We start from the raw sequence: 24,042 nt of genomic DNA, 5'->3' as shown, positions 1-24,042 counted from the left end.
ATATGAGCTACCAAGAAAAAAATACAATGCCATCGATTATGGACGCACTAGTTCCTATGGTGGTTGAACAGACTTCCCGTGGTGAACGTTCTTACGATATTTATTCTCGTCTATTAAAAGAACGTATCATTTTCTTAACAGGTCAAGTGGAAGACCACATGGCAAATCTTGTCGTGGCTCAACTGCTTTTCTTGGAATCAGAAAACCCAGACAAAGATATCTATCTTTACATCAACTCACCTGGCGGTAGCGTAACAGCGGGCATGTCTATCTATGACACAATGCAGTTCATCAAGCCAAACGTGAGCACAGTATGTATGGGTCAAGCTTGCTCTATGGGTGCATTCTTACTAGCGGGTGGTACTCCGGGTAAGCGTCACGTGCTTCCAAACTCACGTGTAATGATTCACCAGCCACTTGGCGGCTTCCAAGGCCAAGCGTCTGATATTCAAATTCACGCGCAAGAGATCCTAACGATCAAGCAAAAGCTAAACAAACTATTGGCAGAGCACACAGGTCAGCCTCTAGAGGTTGTTGAGCGTGATACAGATCGTGACAATTTCATGTCTGCTGATCAGGCTGTAGAATACGGTTTGGTGGATTCAGTTCTTAATCACCGCGGTCAATAATTGCAGGGCAATTGTTTAACGCAAAGTGATTCAAATTGATATACACTCAAACATAGAGAGTAAAGGCTAAGAGGTTAGCGAATGACAGATAAAAGCAAAGAGGGTGGTAGCGGTAAATTGCTTTACTGCTCTTTCTGTGGCAAAAGCCAGCACGAAGTTCGCAAGTTAATCGCAGGTCCTTCTGTTTACATTTGTGATGAATGTGTCGATCTTTGTAACGACATTATTCGTGAAGAAATTAAAGATGTTCTTCCAAAGAAAGAATCGGAATCGCTGCCAACGCCGCGTGAGATTCGTGAGCATCTTGACGACTATGTAATCGGTCAAGAATACGCGAAAAAAGTGCTAGCAGTTGCGGTATATAACCACTACAAGCGTTTACGTAATGGTGATACGACGGCTGAAGGCGTAGAGCTAGGTAAGAGTAACATTCTTCTTATCGGTCCTACTGGTAGTGGTAAAACACTACTGGCTGAAACACTGGCTCGTTTCCTAGACGTTCCTTTCACAATGGCAGATGCAACAACACTAACCGAAGCGGGTTATGTGGGCGAAGATGTTGAAAACATCATTCAGAAGTTGCTTCAGAAATGTGATTACGACGTAGCGAAAGCGGAACGCGGCATTGTTTACATCGATGAAATCGATAAGATTTCTCGTAAAGCTGAAAACCCATCGATCACGCGTGACGTGTCTGGTGAAGGTGTACAGCAAGCTCTACTAAAACTTGTTGAAGGTACAGTGGCTTCAGTTCCACCCCAAGGTGGTCGTAAGCATCCACAGCAAGAGTTCTTGCAAGTGGATACGTCTAAGATCCTATTTATCTGTGGTGGTGCATTTGCCGGCCTAGATAAAGTGATTGAGCAACGTGTAGAAACAGGTTCAGGTATCGGCTTTGGCGCAGAAGTGCGTTCAAAAGACGAAACTAAAACTATCGGTGAACTGTTCACTCAGGTAGAACCTGAAGATCTAGTGAAGTATGGTTTGATTCCAGAATTCATTGGTCGTCTACCTGTTACAACAACACTGACAGAGCTTGATGAAGAAGCGCTAATCCAAATCCTTTGTGAGCCAAAGAATGCACTGACAAAACAGTACGCTGCATTATTTGAGCTTGAGGATACAGAGTTAGAATTCCGTGAAGACGCCCTACGCGCAATTGCGAAGAAAGCAATGAACCGTAAAACGGGTGCTCGTGGTCTACGCTCTATCTTGGAGGGTGTTCTACTAGAAACTATGTACGAACTGCCATCTTCAACTGATGTAAGCAAGGTTGTGATTGATGAGTCGGTAATTAATGGTGAGTCAGAGCCACTATTGATTTACAGTAACTCAGATAACCAAGCAGCTGTTGCAGAGTAGGTCTTTTTAAGACTACACACTCAAATTGAAAAAGGAGGTAAGCAATTACCTCCTTTTTTTTATTCTTCCATTGAATCCAGTCGTTTAAGCCCCATATACTGCTTTATAAGTTAAAGCGGAAGAGAGAAATATATGAACTTGGAACGTTCCGAGCGTATCGAAATCCCCGTGCTACCTCTACGTGATGTAGTGGTTTACCCACACATGGTTATTCCATTGTTTGTTGGTCGTGAAAAATCGATTACTTGCCTTGAATCGGCAATGGAAGCTAACAAACAAGTACTACTTGTAGCGCAGAAAGAAGCGGACACTGATGAGCCTTCAATCGACGACCTATTTAACGTAGGTACAGTCGCTACTATTCTTCAGTTGCTAAAGCTGCCAGATGGTACCGTAAAAGTACTTGTCGAAGGTCAGCAGCGTGCAAAAATTCACCAGTTCAAAGAGAGTGAGTTTTTCTTAGCGGATGCTGAATACGTTGTAACCTCAGAACTTGACGAAAAAGAACAAGAAGTGGTTGTCCGCAGTGCGATCAATCAATTCGAAGGCTTTATTAAGCTAAACAAAAAAATACCACCAGAAGTTCTAACATCGCTGAACGGTATTGATGAGGCTGCTCGCCTTGCTGATACTATTGCTGCGCACATGCCACTTAAACTGGTCGATAAGCAGCACGTTCTAGAAATTGCAGATGTGACTGAACGTCTGGAATTCTTAATGGGCCAAATGGAGTCAGAAATTGACATCCTGCAAGTTGAAAAACGCATTCGTGGCCGCGTTAAGAAGCAGATGGAAAAATCTCAGCGTGAGTACTATCTGAATGAGCAAATGAAAGCGATTCAGAAAGAACTGGGCGAGATGGACGACGCGCCTGATGAATTCGAGACTCTGAAGAAGAAGATCGAAGATTCTAAGATGCCTCAAGAAGCTCGTGAAAAAACTGAGCAAGAACTGCAAAAACTGAAAATGATGTCGCCAATGTCTGCTGAAGCAACAGTAGTACGTAGTTACATTGATTGGATGGTAGGCGTTCCTTGGGCTAAGCGTTCAAAAGTTAAGAAAAATTTAGCGAAAGCGGAAGAGATCTTAAACGAAGATCACTACGGCTTAGAGCGTGTTAAAGAACGTATTCTTGAATACTTGGCAGTACAAAACCGTATCAACAAACTAAAAGGCCCAATCCTTTGTCTTGTTGGTCCTCCTGGTGTCGGTAAAACTTCGCTAGGCCGTTCGATTGCAGCGGCAACGGGTCGTAAGTACACACGTATGGCGCTCGGCGGCGTTCGTGATGAAGCTGAGATTCGTGGTCACCGTCGTACGTATATTGGTTCACTTCCGGGCAAGTTAATCCAGAAGATGTCTAAAGTTGGTGTTAAGAACCCACTGTTCCTATTAGATGAAATCGATAAGATGTCTTCTGATATGCGTGGCGACCCATCTTCTGCACTTCTAGAAGTACTAGATCCTGAGCAAAACAACGCATTTAACGATCACTATCTAGAAGTCGATTACGATCTGTCTGATGTGATGTTTGTTGCAACGTCTAACTCGATGGATATTCCGGGCCCACTATTGGACCGCATGGAAGTGATTCGCCTGTCTGGTTACACAGAAGATGAAAAGCTGAACATTGCGAAGAGCCACCTACTGGACAAGCAAGTTCAACGCAACGGTCTTAAGCCTCATGAGATTGAGATTGAAGACTCTGCAATCATCGGTATCATTCGTTACTACACGCGTGAAGCGGGTGTGCGTAGCCTAGAGCGTGAAATCTCTAAGATCTGTCGTAAAGCAGTGAAGAATATCTTGTTAGACAGCGACCTTAAATCTGTAACGGTTAACATTGATAACCTGAAAGAGTACTTAGGTGTGCAACGTCATGACTTCGGTAAAGCGGATGAAAGCAACCGTATCGGCCAAGTAACTGGCTTAGCATGGACGCAAGTAGGTGGCGATCTACTGACCATCGAAACAGAATCAATGCCAGGTAAAGGTAAGCTAACGCAAACCGGTTCGCTGGGCGACGTGATGAAAGAGTCGATTCAAGCGGCAATGACAGTGGTTCGCTCTCGTGCTGAAAATCTGGGTATTAACACTGATTTCTACGAGAAACGTGACATTCATGTTCACGTACCGGAAGGTGCAACGCCAAAAGATGGCCCGAGTGCGGGTATCGCAATGTGTACTGCATTGGTCTCTAGCTTAACGGGTAACCCTGTAAAAGCAGAGGTTGGTATGACAGGTGAAATTACCCTTCGTGGTGAAGTTTTACCTATCGGTGGCTTGAAAGAAAAGCTGCTTGCAGCGCACCGCGGTGGCATTAAAACGGTCTTGATTCCTAAAGATAATGAGCGTGATTTGGAAGAGATTCCAGACAACGTAATCGCTGACTTGAAGGTGATTCCGGTTCAATGGATTGATGAAGTACTGAAAGTCGCACTAGAACGAGATCCGTCAGGGGTTGAGTTCGACGTGAAAAAATAGTGATGCATAGCAAAAATAAGTAAAGAATTACGCTGATAGACCCGAAAAGGCTTGTCAGCGTTTTTTTTGGACGCTAAGTTATTCGACTAAAGCGGCAGCCCTTTTGTAATAAGGCTTGCGGCTAAATTAAAACCAAAATGGAACGTACAGTCATCGAGAAGTAGTCACAGATGACACATAGGGGAAAAACAGTGAATAAAACACAACTAGTAGAATCAATCGCAGAAAACGCAGACATCTCTAAAGCTTCAGCTGGTCGCGCTCTAGACGCTTTCATCGAAGCAGTTGGCACAACGCTACAATCAGGCGACCAAGTTGCACTTGTTGGCTTTGGTACTTTCAGTGTTCGTACTCGTGCTGCTCGTACAGGTCGTAACCCAAAAACTGGTGAAGAGATCCAAATCGCAGAAGCTAAAGTACCTGGCTTCAAAGCGGGTAAAGCACTTAAAGACGCATGTAACTAATTTTTGTTGCTGAAACCTCAGGTTTTTGTGAGGGGAAGGCAGTAATATGCGTTTACTGTTTGAACAATGATGTTTCATTCTTAGACAGTATATGTGCAAAGCACATTGAACTTATTTAAATTATGCGCATCCTACTGATGCGCATTTCTTTTTCTGATAATATCGCGTGAATAGATTTTTATTTTGAAGCCAATGCTTCATATCCGGAGAGCACTTAAATTATGATGGATCGATTACGCGAAGGCGTGAATAGCATCGCGGTAAAAATTATCCTTGGGTTGATTATCCTGTCATTCGTATTCGCAGGTGTAGGCAGCTACATCACCGGTGGCGGTAACAACGCAGCAGCTAAAGTTGGCAACACAGAAATTGCTCGTGGTGAGTTCGAACAAGCTTACCAAAACGAACGTAATCGCATGCAATCTCAACTTGGCGATTACTTCGCTCAAATGCTTGCAGACCCTGCATACGTAGAGTCTTTCCGCAAATCAGTACTTGATCGCATGATCAACGATGTTCTACTTGAGCAGCAAGCAGAATCTCTAGGCCTACGAATCAGTGATTCTCAAATCCGTACAATGATTTTGGAAATGCCTCAGTTCCAAACTGCAGGTCAATTCGACCAAGAAGTTTACCAATCAGCATTACGTCGTGCAGGTTTCAGCGCAGAAAGCTTCGCAGAATACATGCGTCGTGACCTAATGCGTAACCAGCTTGTCACTGCGCTTCAAGGTAGTGAATTTGTTCTTCAAGGCGAAATTGATATTCAGAGCAAGCTTATTGCTCAAACTCGTGACATTCGCACAGTGACACTGTCTGTCGCTGACCTAGCGAAAAATATCGAGTTAACTGACGAGCAAATCGAACAGTACTACCAAGAGAACCCTGCGGCTTACACTCGTCCAGAGCAGGCTAAGGTGTCTTACATCGAACTTTCTGCTGAAGCGCTTAAATCGCAGCTTGAAGTTAGCGATGAGGAAGCACAGAAATACTACCAAGAGCATCTAGACAAGTACTCTACTGAAGAGCAACGTAAAGTTAGCCACATCCTAGTTCAAGGTGATGACGAAGCGAAAGCACAGTCAATCTTAGACGAGCTAAATGCAGGCGCTGATTTTGCTACGCTAGCAGAAGAAAAATCTGACGACTTCGGTAGTGCAGACGTTGGCGGTGACCTAGGTTGGATTGAACGTGATGTTATGGACCCAGCATTCGAAGACGCGGCTTTCGCTCTTGAGAATATTGGCGATACGACTGACCTAGTTAAATCTGATTTCGGCTACCACATCATCAAGCTAGACGAAGTAAAAGCATCTCAAGCTCAGCCTTATATTGAAGTAACGGCAGAAATTAAGACAGAGCTTCTAGACCAACACGCAGTTGATCAGTTCTACGAGCAACAAACTGAACTTGAAAAAGTAGCGTTTGAATTCCCAGACTCTCTAGACGACTCTGCTGAAGCAATCAATGCGAAGATCACGACTACTGATTTCATCTCTCAAGCTGACGCTCCAGAAGTTCTGATGACGCCTGCAGTGATGCAAGCTATCTTGAGCCCTGAAGTGAAAGAAGACGGTCTGAACTCTGAAGTTATCGAAGTGGCTCCTGAGCACGTGATTGTTGTTCGTGTAGAAGAGACTCGCGACGAAACAGTTCTTCCTTTAGCAGAAGTGAAAGATCAAGTTGTAGCTGCATTATCTGCTGTAAAAGCAGAGCAACAAGCGGTAGAGCTAGGTGTTTCTCTAGTGAACGAACTTAAGCAAGGCAATGAAGCGGTACTAGCGGATAACAACCTTGAGTTCACTGAACTGGAAACCATTGACCGTAACTCTCCATTAGCGTCATCTGTATTCGCTCTAGTGAAACCAGAAGCCGGCCAAGCTGTGTTCGGTCAATCTAAAGACCAAGACGGTAACATCGTTGTTGTTGAGCTTTCTAAAGTAACGGCTGAAATCAACCCGGCTTACAGCACACAACTTGGTGCACAGTTAGAGCGCGTTGGTAATCAACAAGACCTTACTAATGTACTAAACGTACTGCGTAAAAATGCAGACGTTGAATACTACATCGTTGGTCAAACTCAATAAGCTTTGAATTTACTCGGTAGTCTTCTGCCGAGTAATACAACTTGAGAATGCAACTTGAGAGTAGTGCAGCAACTCGGTTTGCGAGCTAGCTAATAAGTTGATGAAAATTAGATGTATAACGAAGCGGGTCACTTAGGTGGCCCGCTTTATTTTTGTCTGGTGATTGTGTTATCTAGTGCGGCAAATGCATAAGTTACACTTTTTGTACAAAGGAACGGTTTATGCGCACGATATATTCAACATTACTTCTTTCATTTCTTATGACCCTCAGCTCACCAGTATTTGCTGATAGCCCAACTAAAGCTGAGCTTTACGATGGCATTGAAATTACGGTAAACATTAATACAGCAACAGCAGAAGAACTCTCAGCGCTATTAGTTGGGGTAGGGGATAAAAAAGCTCAAGAGATCGTCGATTACAGAGATCAAAACGGTGTGTTTACGACTGCTGATGATTTGGTGAGTGTGAAAGGGATAGGTGAAGCCACGGTTAAAAAGAACCGCGAAAGAATTCAACTTTAATCCGTTTGTCTACTTGTTATAAATGAAGCGATAGATATGAAGCCTCCGGCCAGTGTACCTGCTAGGTGGGCTTCAATCGCGACACGAGCATTAATCAGTTCGCCGGTCGCGCTAGAAGGGCCAACAAGCTGCTCCCAAGCGATTTTAGCGATTAATCCCAATACTAACAGCCAACTTGATCTCCTACCGTTTAAAGCCTCACTGAGCGCGAATAAGCCAAACAACCCATGCAAAGTGCCAGATAGGCCAACATAGATCTGAATACTCGAAAACAACAGAGCGAGCCCAGTCACTAAACTAATCACAAGCAGAGCAGCAACAAGCTGTTTTTTACTCGGTTGAAACAGATAGCTGATGATCCATAAGCCTGCTAGATTCATCAGAAGGTGCGAGTAGTTGGTATGTGAAAAGTTTCCTGTTAGGATCCGCCACCATTGCCCTTCGGCAATCGCATTGCTATCCCATACGACCCAAGCTTGTATTGGCTCAAATTGGAATAAGACGCATAAAAGTGAAGTGAAAATTAAAACAGGGTACACATAAAATCCATGTCTCGTTATTGCCCCAAATGCAGCAAGGCTTTGAAAGCTTGTATATGTCAGTGGGTTACGCCACTAGAATCGAACGTTGAGCTTATCATTCTTCAGCACCCATCAGAAGAGCATCGCCCGATGGGAACTGCGCGTATCCTCTCGTTATCTCTAAATAACAGTGTGACGTTTGTGGGTGAAGACTTTTCTAATAACGAGCAACTGAACATATTGCTGGCCGATGAACAGTATCAACATGTGATTTTATACCCAAGTGAAAACTCTGTTTCAGTTGAGTCGGCAACATCTCCAAATAAGAAGCTGCGTGTGATTTTATTGGATGGCACGTGGAAGAAGGCGTTCAAAATGTGGCAAGTATCGAGTAACTTGCATGCGCTGAATACGGTTCACTTGCCGAAAGATCTCAAGGGTAATTACCGAATTCGCAAAGCGCCAAGTGAAAATAGCCTGTCGACAGTAGAGGCGGGTTATCATCTGTTGAGCTTGTTAGAAAATGATAGAGACTTTAGCCCTCTGCTAACGGCATTTGACCAAATGATTCAGTTTCAAATCAATCAAATGCCGCCGGGCGTGTTTGAGAAAAACTACCTAGATTAAGCCAGTTTCGTTGGAACGAGTCAGAAATTAAAACTCAGTATGAGCTGAGAACAGTTGCTGGTGCATTTTCTGTGCAAGATCATCGGTCATGGATGATATGTAATCCGTAATCACGCGCATTTTTCGAGACTCATCTTGATGTTGTAGCCATTGCTTCTTGATAGGTAGTGGCAGCAAGCGTTCAGGATCCGCACTGAATGCTTCAAACATATCCATGATAATCTGCTGACCTTTATATTCGATCACTTGAACCTGTGGCACTTGAATCACGAACTCGCTGACAAAGTGTTTTAGTTTGTCGAGTGTGGCGTCCATGCTCGGTTCAAGCACGGCATTGTAAGCCAACAGCACATTCTCAAAGCTAGCATCCACTCGTTCAATCGAAATACTGGTCAACAGAGCGTTGACTATCCCACCAATCGCATCCTTTCGACGATACTGTTCACCAGAGAAAAGCATCTCTGTGATTGAATCTAGGTGTTCACAAACCCAAGGGTCGGCCATCTCTTTAAGTTGAGGGTAAGCCGACTCGACCCATTGAGATTTGGTGACAGAGCCAAGCACAATCGCATCTTCTAAATCGTGGACGCCATACGCGATGTCATCAGCAAGCTCCATAATCGAACAATCAAGTGACTTATATTTTGTCTTATTATGTTCAAGAGGTTCGGTGTGTTTTTTTCTTTTCTGTTTTAGAAGCTGTTGGTCGCTGCTTGAAAGCGGCTCCAGTACCCAGTTAAAAAGTTCTTCATCATGATTGTAGATGCCTTTTGCTGGCATCCAATCTTTGGCTCGGAGCTGTCGTTGATGCTTAACAGGCTCAGACTGTAATTTAGCTTGAACCTCACTAAGCAGAGAAGGGTACTTAATCAGCCCTAACAAAGTGCGTCGAGATAGGTTCATCCCGTGATGTTCAGTGTAAGGTTCTAGCTGTGTGACAATGCGAAACGTTTGAGCATTGCCCTCAAAGCCGCCGTGGTCACGCATCATGTAGTTGAGTGCGACTTCGCCGCCATGCCCATAAGGCGGGTGGCCGATGTCGTGGGCCAAACACAGTGAATCAATCAAACTGTCTGAGGGTAATAGGTCTCGAAACTCGGGCTGTTTTTTTTTCAGTTGGGCAACGATACCAGTACCAAGCTGAGCGGCTTCTAGCGAATGGGTAAGGCGAGTTCTGTGGAAATCGTTTACCGTGGTGCCATGAACTTGGGTTTTTGCTTGGAGGCGACGAAAAGCAGCAGAGTGAAGCACACGCGCACGATCGCGTTGATACGGGCTACGATGGTCATCACGCCTTATTTTATGTTCATCGTCATTTCGATGTTGCCATTCTTGTTCGAGTTCAAATGGTGGTTCGAGTGGAGAATTCAAAATAGCACCTATCAAATGGATTTATTTAGCTAATTACACTCAAGTTATACCCAGCTAGCTTATTTCGTCTAGTGATAATTCAAAACTGGGTGCAAATGTCGTCAGAAAGTAATCCATCTCCGGACTTTTTCGGTGTTCGAGCGTTTCTTCCAGTCGGCGCTTAGCTTGTTCGTATTCATGATTGCCCGCGCTGAGTTCTTCCAAGCATTTTAGGTAAGCACAGATGGTGTCGGCTTGCTTAACGATGCTTTGTTCTTCTTTGCTTGCTGTTCCAGATATCAAAAACGGGGAGAAGTCGTCTCGGAATTCTTCTGGCAGCATTGAAAGCAGTCTTTGCTCTGCTGCCGCTTCTATCTTCTTATACTCTTGTGCGATGTCTGGATTGTAGTATTTAACTGGCGTCGGTAAATCACCCGTTAGCACTTCACTGGTATCGTGGTACATACCAAGCAGCGCAATGTGCTCGGGGTTGAGCTGGCCATCAAACTTCTTATTTTTAATCAATGCCAAGGCGTGTGCGACGAAAGCAACTTGCAGGCTATGTTCTGAAATATTCTCGCTTGAGATTGAACGCATCAGGGGCCAGCGTTGGATGAGTTTCATGCGAGCTAAATGGGCAAAGAAATGGCTTTGTTTCATAAGAGTCCTTTTAATACCAATCGTAGTAAATAATTAATCATCCTAGCTTGTTAAAAAACTCGATAACTTTGTTAGAATTTTTGATTGTAGAATAACTACTTATCGAAGCTGTTTGTCGAAAAGAGCTGCCTTGTTCTCAAGCTTTTTTCCTGCGCTATTTCTGATCACTTACTTACTGTGATTGGTATAAACAATACTCCACTCGTATCTTGTTTTTGCGCAGGGATACGAGACAGCGGATACAAAAAAGGCTCCCAAACAGGAGCCCTTTAAGCATAGAAGTGATTGATTACAAGTTAAAGTCTTTTAAAACAGCAAATTGTAGTCATCCTTCTTTGTGCTAGTTAACCTTCGATGAGGTCGTCTTGGCTGTAGGTCTGTAAGAAGCGCTCTAGGCGACCAATCGCGATTTCTAGATCCTCGATGTGCGGCAGAGTCACGATGCGGAAGTGATCCGGTTTTGGCCAGTTGAAGCCAGTACCTTGAACCAATAGCACCTTCTCTTGCTTAAGGAAATCGAGCACAAACTTCTGATCGTCTTTGATGTTGTACATGTTGGTATCGATCTTAGGGAACAGGTACATTGCGCCTTTCGGTTTAACACAAGAAACGCCAGGGATCTTGTTGATCAGTTCCCATGCACGGTCACGTTGCTCAAGTAGACGACCACCTGGAAGAATTAGCTCATTGATACTTTGATAGCCGCCGAGTGCGGTTTGGATCGCGTGTTGCATTGGCACGTTAGCGCACAAACGCATCGAGGCCAGCATTTCTAGCCCTTCAACATAGCCTTTCGCTATGTGTTTCGGACCCGTTAAGAACATCCAGCCACCACGGAAACCACACACGCGGTAAGCTTTAGATAGACCATTGAACGTGACCATCAGTACGTCTTCAGCAAGCGTTGCGACTGAGGTGTGTACTGCACCGTCGTAAAGCACTTTGTCGTAGATTTCATCAGCGAAGATGATCAAACCGTGCTCACGAGCAATTTCAACAACTTGTAACAGGAAATCACGGCTATATACCGCGCCCGTTGGGTTGTTCGGGTTGATAAGAACGATGCCGCGAGTCTTTGGTGAGATCTTCGCACGCATGTCGTCTAGGTCTGGATACCAATCAGCATCTTCATCACACATGTAGTGAACCGGTGTACCACCAGAAAGCGCAACAGACGCTGTCCATAGTGGGTAGTCCGGAGCGGGAACTAAGATTTCATCACCATTATCCAGTAGCGCCTGCATAGACATAACGATAAGCTCTGATGCGCCGTTACCAATGTAAACGTCTTCTACATCAAGGTTACGTAGACCTTTTTTCTGGTAGTGCTGAACAACCGCTTTGCGGGCAGAATAGATGCCTTTTGAGTCACAGTAACCTTGAGATGTCGGTAGGTTACGGATTACATCAACAAGGATTTCATCAGGGGCGTCAAAACCAAATGGGGCGGGGTTACCAATATTAAGTTTCAGTATTTTATGCCCTTCTTCTTCCATGCGCTTAGCATGTTTGAGTACAGGCCCCCTGATTTCGTAGCATACGCTGTTGAGTTTTGACGACATCCCGATATTTTGCATTGCCGATTTCCTGAAATTAATTTAAATACTTTATTAAAGTACCGCAAAACGGGGTTTGATAGAATAAAAATCTGATGAATGTCGTATTTCATTGTCACGTTTGGTCTTTTTGTTGTCACTCTTTTCTAAATTTTAATTATTCGCTTCTTTGTCGTTGGCTAAGATGAATAAAGAGGCGGGATCGCTTAAAATCACAGGAATGTTCAAAAGATATCGTACATTCTTGATCTAAGTTGGTGCTGCCCATAAAGTATCAAACTAATATAATAATAATTTAGATGTGAACGAGGTCGATTTGTCACATTTCCAGCAAACTGTTTCCGCTTTGATTGAGCGAGTACAAAGTGCCCAAGCAAGCGAAGAGCGTTGTGTTGAAGTTCTAACGCAAAAACCATCGTTTGCATTTATTGAATGGCTTCATGCTCAACCACTCTTTCCTAAGTTTTACTGGCAGTCACGCGACACTCGTGAAGAGGTTGTTGCGCTCGGGCAATTACATACTTTTTCTGATCCTGCACCCGCGTACGCGATTCTTGGTGAAAACCAACGAATCTGGGGGGGACGATCGTTCGATGGTCACACCGAAAAAAACCGTCGTTGCATGGAGTCGTTTTTCTTTCTTCCTCAGATTGAATTGATCCGCTTCGACGAGACTTGGTCATTGGCCGTCAACTTATCTCCTGATCGCGTTGCATCCATTAATGCTCTAAATAAGCTCTCTGTTGAAGCGGCGGTATTGCCGCCTTTGTCTGCTCATATCGAACAGATCAATCACGTTCCAGAAAGAGAGCTGTGGGGTAACCTTGTTGATAAAGTACTTCAGGGCATCAGCGATGAAGAATATAAGAAAGTCGTATTAGCGCGTAAAACCACATTGCAATTGGATGCGCCAATCTGCGCGGCTCAGTTGCTTAAAGCCAGCTATTTGCAAAATCATCACAGTTTCCACTTTATGTTGGTACTGGACTCTAAACACAGCTTCATTGGCTCGACGCCTGAGCGCTTATATAGCCGACATGGTAGTGAGCTTGATACTGAAGCACTTGCGGGCACTATAGGTCGTGGTGAGAACGCGACAGAAGATATGGAGCTGTCTAACTGGCTCTCTCAAGACAGCAAAAACCTCAACGAGAACCAGTATGTTGTCGACGACATCATTGAACGTCTGACTCCTCACTCTCAAGCGGTACACGTTGAAAAGGAAGCGCGCCTTGTACGTTTGCGTAAGGTGCAGCATTTGAAGCGTAATATCCATGCTCAGCTCAATAATGGTGTTAATGGCGTGCAGCTGCTTGCTGCATTACAACCTACAGCAGCGGTGGCGGGTTTACCGCGTAAAGAAGCGATGGACTTCATACTAGAGCATGAACCGTTTGCTCGAGGGTGGTATGCCGGTTCTGTGGGTTATATCAGCCATCAGAGAGCGGAATTCTGTGTAGCAATTCGAAGTGCTTTGATTGTAAACGATCAGGTACAACTGTTTGCGGGTGCGGGGATCGTGCCGGGATCTGTAGCCGAATATGAGTGGCAAGAATTGAATAAGAAGATGTCAACTTTACTTAGCTTAATTTCAGATCATCCATCACTGGGTGTCGCATCATGAATCATGACCAAGCCGTATTAAATAGAGTTTGGTGTAAGACGTTACTGGAGGAGCTTGCACGCAGCGGCATTGAACATGTTTGTGTTGCGCCGGGTTCTCGCTCAACACCATTAACACTCGAAGCCGAAGCCAATCCAAAGTTAACTTTACACACGCACTTTGACGAGCGTGGTCTCGGTTTTTTTGCTCTAGGTTTAGCTAAAGCGAGTGATAAGCCAGTTGCCGTGATTGTTACCTCTGGTACAGCCGTTGCGAACCTTCTTCCAGCGACAGCTGAATCGGGTTTGACACGAGAGAAGTTGATCTTACTGACGTCTGATCGACCAATAGACTTGGTTGGTTGTGGGGCGAATCAAGCAATTCAGCAACAGGGTATCTTTTCGTCTCATGTTGAAAGCTCTTTAAATCTACCCAGCCCAACAACACAGACTTCTTTGAATTGGCTTCTAACATCGGTTGATAGCGTACTTGCGAAACAACAAAGTGTTGGTGGTGCGATTCATATTAATTGTCCATTCCCTGAGCCTTTGTATTCAACGAGTAGCGCTGAAATATATGCACAGTACACAGCTAGTGTCGCTGGGTGGAAGTCGGGAATAGGTTGTTACAGCCAAACGTTTTTACCTAATCAAGTAAACACACAACCTATTGCTCCAGGAGAATACCTTGGGCGCAAGGGTGTGGTTATTCTCGGTTCGCTCGATATTGAACAAGCGACAAAAGCTCAGCAGTTTGCCACTGCATTAGGTTGGCCAGTTTTTTGCGATCCTCAATCAGGCGTGAGTAGTGATTGGAAGCATTATGATCTCTGGTTACAAAGTAGCTCAGCCAAAGAGAAGCTAAACCAGTGTGATTTCATCCTTCAGTTCGGTGAGCGTATTGTTTCTAAGCGCCTAAATCATTGGATAAAGTCGCAAGCTTCATCATTCTGCTCATCACAATACATTGTTGTGTCACCAGATACGCACCGAATAAACCAAGATCATCTGCCGCAAACCCATATCGTTGCTGATATCGAGTCGTGGGTGTCAGAGCAGCATTTCCCCACCCTGTTAGGTCAACATGCAGGTTGGGCTGCACCTTTGGCAGACATCGCGAATACGGTTCAACAATTGGCATTGGCGCAAGTATCCAATAATGACCAGTTGACCGAGTTGAGCGTTGCAGTTGACTTGTCGACTAGACTTAAAGACAGAGAGTTGTTTGTGGGAAACAGCTTGATGGTAAGGCTGGTGGATATGTTGTCATCAATATCTGCAAATCAAGTTTACAGTAATCGTGGCGCATCGGGCATTGATGGCTTAGTGGCAACGGCTGCGGGCGTGTTGAAAATCAACCAGAATCCGTTGTTGATGTTGATTGGTGATACCTCTTTACTCTACGACCTCAACTCACTGGCTCTGTTGACTCATAATTTAACGCCGATGGTTATTGTTGTGACCAACAATGACGGTGGTGCGATCTTTGATTTATTGCCTGTACCTGAGCAGCAAAAACAGTCGCTTTATCAAATGCCTCATGGTTTCAGTTTTGAACACGCAGCTGCGCAATTCCAGCTTGCTTATGCTGCGCCAGAAACCTTGAACGGCTACCAAACTATTATCGAACAACATTTCGAGCAGGGTCAGGGCACCTTGCTCGTTGAAGTTAAGACGCCTCCCGAACAAGCGGCTACTTTGTTGAAACAATTCAGTTCAATGCTCATCGAGGCATTAGCCTAAGGACTTAACATGCTTTATTCCAATTATTACCCAGCGGAACATGAATCTTCTGACAAACCTCTGCTTGTTTTTCTACATGGTTTACTCGGAAGCGGGGATGATTGGAGTGCATGTCATCCATATCTAGAGGATTTTCCTCGTCTTTGCATAGATTTGCCCGGGCACGGACAGAGTCGCTTTATTGATCCGGTAGGTTTTGATCATTGCTGTAAGAAAATTGTACAGTGCATCACATCTCAACTGGCTCTCAACGAGCTTCCTGCCGATTATCCTATCGTAATGATTGGGTATTCTATGGGCGGAAGGCTCGCTATGTATGGGGTGACCAGCCCTTGTTTTGAGACGCTCAATCTAGAGAAGGTCATTATTGAAGGGGGCAACTTTGGTCTGGAACGTGATGAAGAAAGAGCACAAAGGTTAGTACATGATACGCAATGGGCGGTTCGCTTTGCGCAGCAGTCGATTGAGGATGTTTTAGACGACTGGTATCAACAAAGCGTCTTTTCTTCACTAAATCATGAGCAAAGACAAACTTTGGTCATTAAACGTAGTGGTAACCTTGGAGTATCCGTAGCAAATATGTTGTTATCTACTTCGTTGGCTAAGCAACCAGATTTACGTGCCACACTAAAATCTCATGAGCATTTATTGCATTATGTATGTGGTGAAAAAGATCATAAATTCATGGAGCTAGCTGAGAGTAGTGGCTTTGAATATAGTCAGGTCGACTACGCTGGTCATAATGTTCACTTTGAGCAACCAGAGTTGTTTTCAAACCTAATTATTCAATGCATCGCCAGTCGTCGATAATCTGACTGAGCAATTCTCTCGTACCAAGCACTATCAGAAGTAGAGCAACACCGTCACGACTATTCGTTAGTCGTGGTCTCTAATAGAACAATGGGAATCACCATGGCTAAAACAGTAGGCATCACAGAAGAAGAACTTTACGCAGCAGTGAACTGGCGCGATGAAAGCAGTCAATTTGAAGATATTCAGTACCATAAGTCTGACGACGGTATTGCGAAAATCACGATTGCTCGTCCTCAAGTTCACAATGCGTTCCGTCCACAAACCGTAAAAGAGATGATCAATGCACTGGCTGATGCTCGTTATGACGAGAAGGTTGGCGTAATCATTTTGACGGGTCTTGGTGAGAAGGCGTTCTGTTCTGGTGGTGACCAAAGTATTCGTGGTGACTACGGCGGCTATCAAGATGATTCAGGTACACACCACCTGAACGTGCTTGACTTCCAACGTCAAATTCGTACCTGTCCAAAACCAGTTATCGCAGCGGTATCGGGTTGGGCTGTCGGTGGCGGTCATGTACTTCACATGATGGCAGACCTTACGATTGCCGCTGAAAATGCGCAGTTCGGTCAGACGGGCCCTAAAGTGGGTTCATTCGATGGCGGTTGGGGTGCTTCTTACATGGCTCGTATCGTTGGTCAAAAGAAAGCGCGTGAAATCTGGTTCTTGTGTCGTTTCTACGATGCTCAAGAAGCATTGGACATGGGGCTAGTAAACACAGTGGTGCCAGTTGCCGACCTAGAAAAAGAGACCGTTCGCTGGTGTCGTGAAGTTCTTCAACACAGCCCAATGGCATTGCGTTGCTTGAAAGCGGCACTGAACGCGGACTGTGACGGTCAAGCCGGTCTACAAGAGTTGGCGGGTAACGCAACCATGATGTTCTACATGACAGAGGAAGGCCAAGAAGGCCGTAACGCATTCAACGAGAAACGTCGACCGGACTTCGACAAGTTCCCGCGTAATCCATAGTCTTTCTCCTCTTCAAAATGAGTCGCTAATAGCGGCTCGTTTTGTTTTGATGTTCCCCGTTTTTTAGGAAACTTTATGAACTTAGTGAATTCTCAGCGTCACGCTAAACTCTACCGTTATCAATTACCTATGGATAGTGGTGTGATTCTTCGTGACAATAAGTTGAACGAACGCGTTGGCTATATCATCCAACTTGAGTGTGATGGGCAGTCTGGTTTTGGCGAGGTCGCACCTTTGCCGGGCTTTAGCCAAGAAAATGCCGAGCAAGCCGGCATTCAGTTGCAAAATGAGTTAGAGCTTTGGAGTCACAACAAACCTAATACTCCATTCGATGAGCTTTATCCGTCAGTGGCGTTTGGCTTTTCAATGGCATTGATGGAACTAAGAGGCGAACTTAACGCGAAAGGTAACTATCAAGCTGCGCCTTTATGTACTGGTGACCCAGATGAACTGATCCCTGTGCTGAATGAGATGAAAGGCGAGAAGGTCGCCAAAGTCAAAGTCGGCCTCTACGAAGCGATCCGTGATGGCATGCTGGTGAGCTTATTCCTTGAGTCGATCCCTGATTTGACCCTAAGACTTGACGCTAACCGTGCGTGGAAGCCAGAGAAAGCGAAACAGTTCATTAAATACATTTCGCCGTCACTGCGTCAGCGCATTAGCTTTATTGAAGAGCCTTGCCGGAAACCTGAAGATAGCTTAGCTTTTGCTATTGACCACGGTGTTGCGATTGCATGGGATGAAACACTGCAAGAAGCGGTAAGAAGTCCAGAGTTTAATCTTAGTGACTTAACGGGTGTTAAGGCAGTTGTGATTAAACCAACCTTGATTGGCTCAGTAGAGCGTTGTGTTGCGATTATTGAACGAGCGCAACAACTTGGTATTAAACCTGTACTAAGCTCAAGTATAGAGTCTAGCCTTGGCTTAACTCAGATTGCTCGTTTGGCACAACAGTACTTGCCTAATGAAGTTCCAGGGCTTGATACGATTGGCTTATATCAGCAACAGCTAGAAGTCTCTTGGCCGGGGTGTCAGCTTCCTGTTTCAACGCTTGAACAGCAACAATTGATTTGGTCTTCTTAGGCAGCTCGTTCGATTGGCTTAGACTACTCTCAATCTATAACTCGGTTATCTTATGATGCGCCCACAATCTAATCATCACCCACTCTGGGTACAGTGGGCGCAGCAGAACCCACATCAAACAGCGTTAGTGACTCCTAGTCGCGCTTACACTTGGCAGCAAGTGTCTGTGCTGGTTAGTGAGTACCAACAACAGTTGTCTCATCAAGGCCTATCTGAAGGTGGTGTACTGACGATTGTTGGTAAGAATCAAGCTGAAGTGATTCCGGCTTATCTTGCCGCACTCAATTTAGGTGTGGTTTGTGCATTTACAATGCCTCAACCAGCAGCTCGTTTAACGCAAAAACTTGAATCCCTCTATGGTCAGCTAGACAGACGTTACCTTTGGCTATTAGATAGCTGTGGGTTAGATCATTCTGATGCTGTTGACCTCAAGACTGTATTGGTGACGTTACCTTGCTTGAACGAAGTTAAGGTCGATGGTGATGACAAACCAACAACACCGGAAAATCCTAACTTTAATCCTCAATATTTGGCAAGCATCGTATTCACTTCTGGCTCTACCGGAAATCCGAAAGTGGTGGCTCACACGTTGCAGCAACACTTATGTTCAGCTCAGGGTTTACTAGACGTTTTCAACTTTGAACAAGCTGACACTTGGTTGCTTAGCTTACCTATGTACCATGTGTCGGGATTAGCGATAGTTCATCGTTGGTTGGCGGCTGGTGGCTGCATCAAAATAGGGTCAGGTAAGCTTGAAACCGACATTGAAGGTTGCAGCCATGCCTCTTTAGTGGCTACTCAACTTCATCGATTACTAAAGAGTAAGCAAGCACTTACTTTAACTCATGTGCTTTTAGGCGGTAGCCATATCCCAGAAGCGCTAGGGCTTGAAGCTCAACAAATGGGCATTGAAACTTGGCTTGGATACGGCATGACAGAAGCCGCTTCGACGGTGACCGCGAAGCCCGTCGATGGCACCAAAACGGCAGGTTTTGTTCTCGACCAACGCCAGTTGAAAATTGAAGATCAACGTATCTTTATTGGCGGCAATACGCTTGCTTCTGGTTATTACTATCAGGGTGAGGTAACGTCATTGGTTGATGAGAACGGTTGGTTCGACAGTAAAGACCTCGGCGAATGGGATGGCGAACAAGTATCGATTATTGGTCGGGCTGATAATCAGTTCATTTCTGGCGGTGAGAATATTCACTGTGAGGAAATTGAGCGAGTACTGAATCAATTATCTTTAATCAATCAGGCGTTTATCGTTCCAATTGAAGATGATGAGTTCGGGTTTCGACCTGTCGCTATTGTGGATTGTACGGATTTACCAACTAAAGAATGGTTTGCCGAGCAATTAAATAGCTGTCTTGAACGGTTCAAATTTCCTGTCGAGTATTATCAAATGCCTCATCAAGAACAGCTAGGCATTAAGGTTTCACGCGCAGGGTTGGCACAGTGGTTACAGCAGATACGTTCTAAATAGAACTGAGAACAATAAAATGAAGCGCAATACACGGTGACTAGTCGTAATTGCGCTTCAGGGGGTTGTGATGGTGGTGAAACCATCACAAATTCTTAATATTCTATCTGGTCATTAAGGGTTTTATCTTTGCATCTGGCTGTTTAGCTTAAGCGAGTGCCTTCTTCATTTGTTCAGCAACCTTATCTACCTTACCTAAACCAATAATGACTTGTAGGCCACCTTTTCCGATAGGAACGACGCCTGCAGCACCTAGTTTTTTCAGTTTGTCACTGTCTGCTGCTGACGAGTCTTTTACTGTTAAGCGTAAGCGAGTAATACAGTTGTCCACTTCTAGAATGTTGTCTGCACCACCAATAGCTTCGATGTAGTTGTTGGTTAGGTTAACTAACGCTTCTGGAGATTCGGCTTCGCCTTCTGCTTCCATCTCTTCACCACGCCCCGGAGTACGTAGATTGAACTTGATGATAGCGAAACGGAAAATACCGTAGTAAAGAGCGAAGAACACCACACCTTGAACTAATAACATGTACCAGTTAGTCGCTAACGGGTTTTGGCTTGATAGCACTAAGTCAACAAAGCCTGCAGAGAAGCCGAAGCCTGCCATCCATTCCATGCTTGCTGCAATGTAAAGCGACAAACCTGTTAACACTGCGTGCAATAGGAACAATACAGGTGCTAGGAACATGAAACTGAACTCTAGAGGCTCAGTAATGCCAGTGAAGAATGAAGCCATTGCAGCCGCAAGCATGATTGCGAATACTTGGTTCTTATTTTTCGCATCAGAGCAGTGGTACATCGCCAATGCTGCTGCTGGTAGACCAAACATCATAATAGGGAAGAAGCCTGCTTGGTACATGCCTGTTTTACCCGGAATACCCGTACCGTTAGCGATAGATTGAGCACCACCTAAGAAGTTTGGAATGTCGTTGATACCAACAACGTCGAACCAGAACACAGGGTACAACGCATGGTGCATACCTATTGATAGGAATAAACGGTTAAAGAAGCCAAACAGACCGGCACCCACCGCGCCCATGCTTTCTAGTTTAATACCTAGAACGATCAGAGCATCATAAACAGCAGGCCAGATGTAAAGAAGAGCGAATGACAGTGCCATACCAGCAATTGAAGTCAGTATAGGAACCAAACGCTTACCGCTGAAGAACGCTAAAGCCTGAGGAAGTTCGACGGTTGAGTAGCGATTGTAGATCTCAGCAGAGATGATACCCACAATGATACCTACGAATTGGTTGCTAATCTTGCCAAATGCCGCTGGCACTTCACTTAATTCAACATCCATTAACTGAGCAACAGAGCCGGGAGCAAGTAGCGTGGTGACGACGAGGAACATCACAAAACCGGACAGTGCCGCAGAACCATTCTTATCACGGCTCAAACCGAATGCGACACCCACCGCGAACAGAACCGCCATGTTGTCAATGATCGCCCCACCAGATTTGATCAAGAATGCGGCTAAGATACTTTCTGAACCCCAGCCAACAGGATCCAACCAATAGCCGATCCCCATAAGGATTGCTGCAGCTGGCAGTGTGGCTACGGGAACCATCAATGCCTTACCTACTTTTTGCATATACCCGAGTATATTCATATGTGCCCCTAAGTTTGTAATTAATTTTTTTAATGTTTCTGCTCGTCAACGTATGGAGTCAAAGATTGATCGAGACAGGATTTAAAGTAACTGTGGCTATTAAAAACTTATTTCTTAATGCAAACAAACGAAACGGGTAGTAGTATGAATTAAAATTTTTAATGCATGAGTTCGTATGGCTAACCACCAATCTTTACTTAGAAATCTTCATACTTTTAATGTTGCTGCCGAGAAAATGAGCTTTACGCTAGCAGCGAAAAAGTTGCATCTGACTCAGGGAGCCGTTAGCCATCGAATCAAAGTGTTAGAAGGTGAACTCGGGTTTAACTTGTTTGTGCGAGGGACTCGCAAACTGGAACTGACTGAAGAAGGTCAGCGCTTTCAACGAACGTTATCCAAGTCGTTAAGCTCTATTTTTGGTGAGATCGAAGACATTACCAACACGGATTTGTATGGACAGATCAATATCGGTACCAGTCCTGCATTTGCGAACAGTTGGTTACTGCCAAGACTGGCTGATTTTAAACAGCGATATCCTAAGTTTAATCTCAACATTTTCTCGCAAGAAGAGCAGGATTTTCATCAAAATCATCTCGATGTCGCAATTTACTATGGTGCTGAAGATCTAAAAGACATGCATCGACAGCGTCTGTTCGGTGAAAAGTACATTCCGGTATGTACGCCGAGTTATGCCGCTGAACACGACATCTTTGATGATGGTTTAGAGTCGTTACACCGGATTAATTTCATTCATGCGCTAGGCTCTGATGTGTGGCAGCGTTGGATTAAGCACAATCAACTCGATGTAAATCTGTTTGAGCAGTTTTATTGTGTGAGTCATCGCGATATGGGCGTGCAGAGTGCTCTGCATAATATCGGCGTGGCAATGGGGCGCTATCATTTTGTTAAGCCGTACATTGAGACTGGTGAGCTCATAACGCCTTATCCAAGTATGGATACTGATAAAGGGTACGACTTGATCTGTCCGTTAGGCACTGAAAAGCGGCCTAAGGTAAGAACGTTTATTAAGTGGCTAGAGGGGCAATTGGGCTAGGTTAGTTAATTTAGCAATTAGATAGTTCAAAACAGAATTTATTATCTTTATAACCATCCATCATAATAAGACCTATAAATAACGGATTATAGAATAAGGTCTTATTATGAAAATTGCCCTCATCATTGCGGTTTTGCTGCAGATAGGCCAAGCGCTCGTTTCGTCAGGACTGACTCGTTCATTAGCTGAACTCACCGCATTTGTGCTGGTTGTGGTACTTGTTTTAATGAAAAGAGAGAGCAAGAAGAGTGATAAGCCCCTGTTTGATTTGTGATTGTTGCAATAAAGATTATCTTTACCACAAACGATAAAGGCAAAGCCCATTTGAGCTTTGCCTTTTTGTTTTGTTGCTCGTTAATCTGAGTGTCTAGGTAACCAAACGCCACCTAAAGCATTTGTTTACGTATTAGGTGTAATTAGGCGGATTAAGCGAGAGTTAGCCACGCCAAAGAACCTGTCGAGATCATGACCCACATCGTAATACCAAACATCAATGGTTTCGGCCCTGCCGCTTTTAACTTCTCAACTGAAATGCCACAGCCAATTAAGAACAAACACACCACCAGTGCTCGCTTAGATACATCAAAGATTCCTTGGTAGACCATCTCAAATTGTGGCAGTAAGTCACTAACCGCGATAGCGGCGCAATAGAAGAAAATGAAGTAAGGAATCGTAATCTTCTTTTGGTCGTTCTTGAAGATCATCGCACTGATTAAAGCGATTGGGATGATCCAAAGTGCACGAGCGAGCTTCAATGTTGTCGCTGTCGTCAGTGCTTCTTCGCCATATGCTGATGCTGCGCCTACTACAGAAGATGTATCGTGAATCGCGATTGCAGCCCATGTTCCGAAAGTTTGTTGGCTTAACTCAAGCGCATGACCAATCATCGGGAACAAGAAAAGGGCGATTGAGTTCAATACGAATACTGTGGCTAATGCTAAGCCAATTTGCTCATCGTCGGCTTTGATTGCGGGTGCCACTGCTGCAATGGCGCTACCACCACAAATCGCGGTGCCTGAAGAGATCAGGTAGCCCGTAGTGCGATCTAATCCCATTCGTTTCGCTAAGAACCAACCAATGACTAAAGTACCAATAATCGTCGTTACAATGAGGCCAATACCATCACCTGTTACCGCTAATGCTTTCTCAAACTGAATACCAAAGCCCAAGCCGACAATCGAATAGGCCAGCAACTTCTTCGTCAGTTTACCGACTTCTAAATGTTCAGGAACTAAACCTAAACTAGCAAGTAGGAAACCGATCACGAGGGCGGTCGGTGAGCTTACCCATGGCGTTAAGCAAAACAGAGTAGCAAGATAAAATGGAACAGACTTTTTTAAGTTCATTGTTTTTAGAGTCTTGTTTGACGTTATTGTAATGAGACCACTATACGTTTAATTAAGTGGTAAGTAAGTCTAAATGAAT

The 24,042-nt window shown here is 44.6% G+C and carries 21 protein-coding genes; 15 read left to right on the top strand and 6 right to left on the bottom strand.

The window, feature by feature from the left end; all coding sequences use genetic code 11:
* Nucleotides 1-2 precede the first annotated feature (2 nt).
* From clpP to Q5H80_RS09870, 6 genes are all read left to right on the top strand, one after another.
* A complete protein-coding gene (gene clpP / locus Q5H80_RS09895; protein WP_004736080.1) occupies nucleotides 3-629 on the top strand; it encodes an ATP-dependent Clp endopeptidase proteolytic subunit ClpP in 627 nt (208 codons plus the stop codon).
* An 81-nt stretch (nucleotides 630-710) separates the two neighbouring features.
* Nucleotides 711-1,991 (top strand): ATP-dependent protease ATP-binding subunit ClpX, encoded by a 1,281-nt coding sequence (gene clpX, locus Q5H80_RS09890; RefSeq protein ID WP_009847283.1) that lies wholly within the window; start codon nucleotides 711-713, stop codon nucleotides 1,989-1,991.
* Between the two features lie 132 nt (nucleotides 1,992-2,123).
* Complete coding sequence (gene lon / locus Q5H80_RS09885) at nucleotides 2,124-4,475, top strand: endopeptidase La (protein WP_304564627.1); 2,352 nt, start codon at nucleotides 2,124-2,126, stop codon at nucleotides 4,473-4,475.
* 191 nt (nucleotides 4,476-4,666) lie between these two features.
* A complete protein-coding gene (locus Q5H80_RS09880) occupies nucleotides 4,667-4,939 on the top strand; it encodes an HU family DNA-binding protein (protein WP_004736083.1) in 273 nt (90 codons plus the stop codon).
* Between the two features lie 221 nt (nucleotides 4,940-5,160).
* Nucleotides 5,161-7,026 (top strand): peptidylprolyl isomerase, encoded by a 1,866-nt coding sequence (gene ppiD / locus Q5H80_RS09875; protein WP_304564626.1) that lies wholly within the window; start codon nucleotides 5,161-5,163, stop codon nucleotides 7,024-7,026.
* Between the two features lie 221 nt (nucleotides 7,027-7,247).
* Nucleotides 7,248-7,547: a ComEA family DNA-binding protein gene (locus Q5H80_RS09870; protein WP_304564625.1), complete on the top strand. Its 300-nt coding sequence runs from the start codon at nucleotides 7,248-7,250 to the stop codon at nucleotides 7,545-7,547.
* Here Q5H80_RS09870 and rrtA read toward each other — a convergent pair.
* Nucleotides 7,544-8,086, bottom strand: a complete 543-nt coding sequence (rrtA, locus tag Q5H80_RS09865; protein WP_304564624.1) for a rhombosortase — start codon at nucleotides 8,084-8,086, stop codon at nucleotides 7,544-7,546. The two genes, Q5H80_RS09870 and rrtA, sit on opposite strands and share 4 nt — an antisense overlap.
* Nucleotides 8,087-8,095: 9 nt before the next feature.
* Here rrtA and Q5H80_RS09860 point away from each other — a divergent pair, with 9 nt between their 5' ends.
* Nucleotides 8,096-8,695 carry a tRNA-uridine aminocarboxypropyltransferase gene (locus Q5H80_RS09860; protein WP_304564623.1) on the top strand — a complete coding sequence of 200 codons (600 nt, stop codon included), beginning with the start codon at nucleotides 8,096-8,098 and terminating at the stop codon, nucleotides 8,693-8,695.
* A 27-nt stretch (nucleotides 8,696-8,722) separates the two neighbouring features.
* On the opposite strand, the gene Q5H80_RS09855 is transcribed toward Q5H80_RS09860, so the two are convergent.
* The 3 genes from Q5H80_RS09855 to Q5H80_RS09845 form a co-directional block, all read right to left on the bottom strand.
* The gene (locus tag Q5H80_RS09855) at nucleotides 8,723-10,066 is read right to left on the bottom strand and encodes an anti-phage deoxyguanosine triphosphatase (protein ID WP_304564622.1); all 1,344 of its coding nucleotides are present in this window, start codon (nucleotides 10,064-10,066) and stop codon (nucleotides 8,723-8,725) included.
* Between the two features lie 54 nt (nucleotides 10,067-10,120).
* On the bottom strand, nucleotides 10,121-10,705 hold the full coding sequence (gene yfbR / locus Q5H80_RS09850; protein WP_304564621.1) for a 5'-deoxynucleotidase: 585 nt from the start codon (nucleotides 10,703-10,705) through the stop codon (nucleotides 10,121-10,123).
* Between the two features lie 344 nt (nucleotides 10,706-11,049).
* Entirely contained in the window at nucleotides 11,050-12,282 is a 1,233-nt protein-coding gene (locus Q5H80_RS09845; RefSeq protein WP_004736094.1) for a pyridoxal phosphate-dependent aminotransferase, read from the bottom strand.
* A 295-nt stretch (nucleotides 12,283-12,577) separates the two neighbouring features.
* Here Q5H80_RS09845 and Q5H80_RS09840 point away from each other — a divergent pair, with 295 nt between their 5' ends.
* From Q5H80_RS09840 to menE, 6 genes are all read left to right on the top strand, one after another.
* A complete protein-coding gene (locus Q5H80_RS09840) occupies nucleotides 12,578-13,885 on the top strand; it encodes an isochorismate synthase MenF (protein WP_304564620.1) in 1,308 nt (435 codons plus the stop codon).
* Nucleotides 13,882-15,606 carry a 2-succinyl-5-enolpyruvyl-6-hydroxy-3-cyclohexene-1-carboxylic-acid synthase gene (gene menD / locus Q5H80_RS09835; protein WP_304564619.1) on the top strand — a complete coding sequence of 575 codons (1,725 nt, stop codon included), beginning with the start codon at nucleotides 13,882-13,884 and terminating at the stop codon, nucleotides 15,604-15,606. The genes Q5H80_RS09840 and menD overlap by 4 nt, the downstream gene beginning before the upstream one ends.
* Before the next feature lie 9 nt (nucleotides 15,607-15,615).
* A complete protein-coding gene (gene menH / locus Q5H80_RS09830) occupies nucleotides 15,616-16,416 on the top strand; it encodes a 2-succinyl-6-hydroxy-2,4-cyclohexadiene-1-carboxylate synthase (RefSeq protein WP_304564618.1) in 801 nt (266 codons plus the stop codon).
* Nucleotides 16,417-16,518: 102 nt separating this feature from the next.
* On the top strand, nucleotides 16,519-17,385 hold the full coding sequence (gene menB / locus Q5H80_RS09825) for a 1,4-dihydroxy-2-naphthoyl-CoA synthase (protein WP_010439547.1): 867 nt from the start codon (nucleotides 16,519-16,521) through the stop codon (nucleotides 17,383-17,385).
* Nucleotides 17,386-17,460: 75 nt separating this feature from the next.
* Nucleotides 17,461-18,468 (top strand): o-succinylbenzoate synthase, encoded by a 1,008-nt coding sequence (gene menC / locus Q5H80_RS09820; protein WP_304564617.1) that lies wholly within the window; start codon nucleotides 17,461-17,463, stop codon nucleotides 18,466-18,468.
* A gap of 52 nt (nucleotides 18,469-18,520) precedes the next feature.
* Nucleotides 18,521-19,954: an o-succinylbenzoate--CoA ligase gene (menE, locus tag Q5H80_RS09815; RefSeq protein ID WP_304564616.1), complete on the top strand. Its 1,434-nt coding sequence runs from the start codon at nucleotides 18,521-18,523 to the stop codon at nucleotides 19,952-19,954.
* 145 nt (nucleotides 19,955-20,099) lie between these two features.
* Here menE and nagE read toward each other — a convergent pair whose 3' ends face one another.
* Nucleotides 20,100-21,545 carry an N-acetylglucosamine-specific PTS transporter subunit IIBC gene (gene nagE, locus Q5H80_RS09810; protein ID WP_304569406.1) on the bottom strand — a complete coding sequence of 482 codons (1,446 nt, stop codon included), beginning with the start codon at nucleotides 21,543-21,545 and terminating at the stop codon, nucleotides 20,100-20,102.
* A 193-nt stretch (nucleotides 21,546-21,738) separates the two neighbouring features.
* On the opposite strand from nagE, the gene Q5H80_RS09805 reads away from it, so the two are divergent.
* Entirely contained in the window at nucleotides 21,739-22,617 is an 879-nt protein-coding gene (locus tag Q5H80_RS09805; protein ID WP_017105244.1) for a LysR substrate-binding domain-containing protein, read from the top strand.
* A 106-nt stretch (nucleotides 22,618-22,723) separates the two neighbouring features.
* Nucleotides 22,724-22,891: a hypothetical protein gene (locus Q5H80_RS09800; RefSeq protein ID WP_304564615.1), complete on the top strand. Its 168-nt coding sequence runs from the start codon at nucleotides 22,724-22,726 to the stop codon at nucleotides 22,889-22,891.
* Nucleotides 22,892-23,042: 151 nt separating this feature from the next.
* Here the strand turns inward: Q5H80_RS09800 and Q5H80_RS09795 are convergent, their stop codons facing one another.
* Nucleotides 23,043-23,963 (bottom strand): YeiH family protein, encoded by a 921-nt coding sequence (locus Q5H80_RS09795; RefSeq protein ID WP_304564614.1) that lies wholly within the window; start codon nucleotides 23,961-23,963, stop codon nucleotides 23,043-23,045.
* Between the last annotated feature and the right edge of the window lie 79 nt (nucleotides 23,964-24,042).

It is taken from the genome of Vibrio sp. SNU_ST1 (assembly GCF_030563405.1).
GTDB lineage: Bacteria > Pseudomonadota > Gammaproteobacteria > Enterobacterales > Vibrionaceae > Vibrio.
Note: the sequence above shows the minus strand (reverse complement) of the source record. Positions and strands in the feature narration are given on the sequence as shown.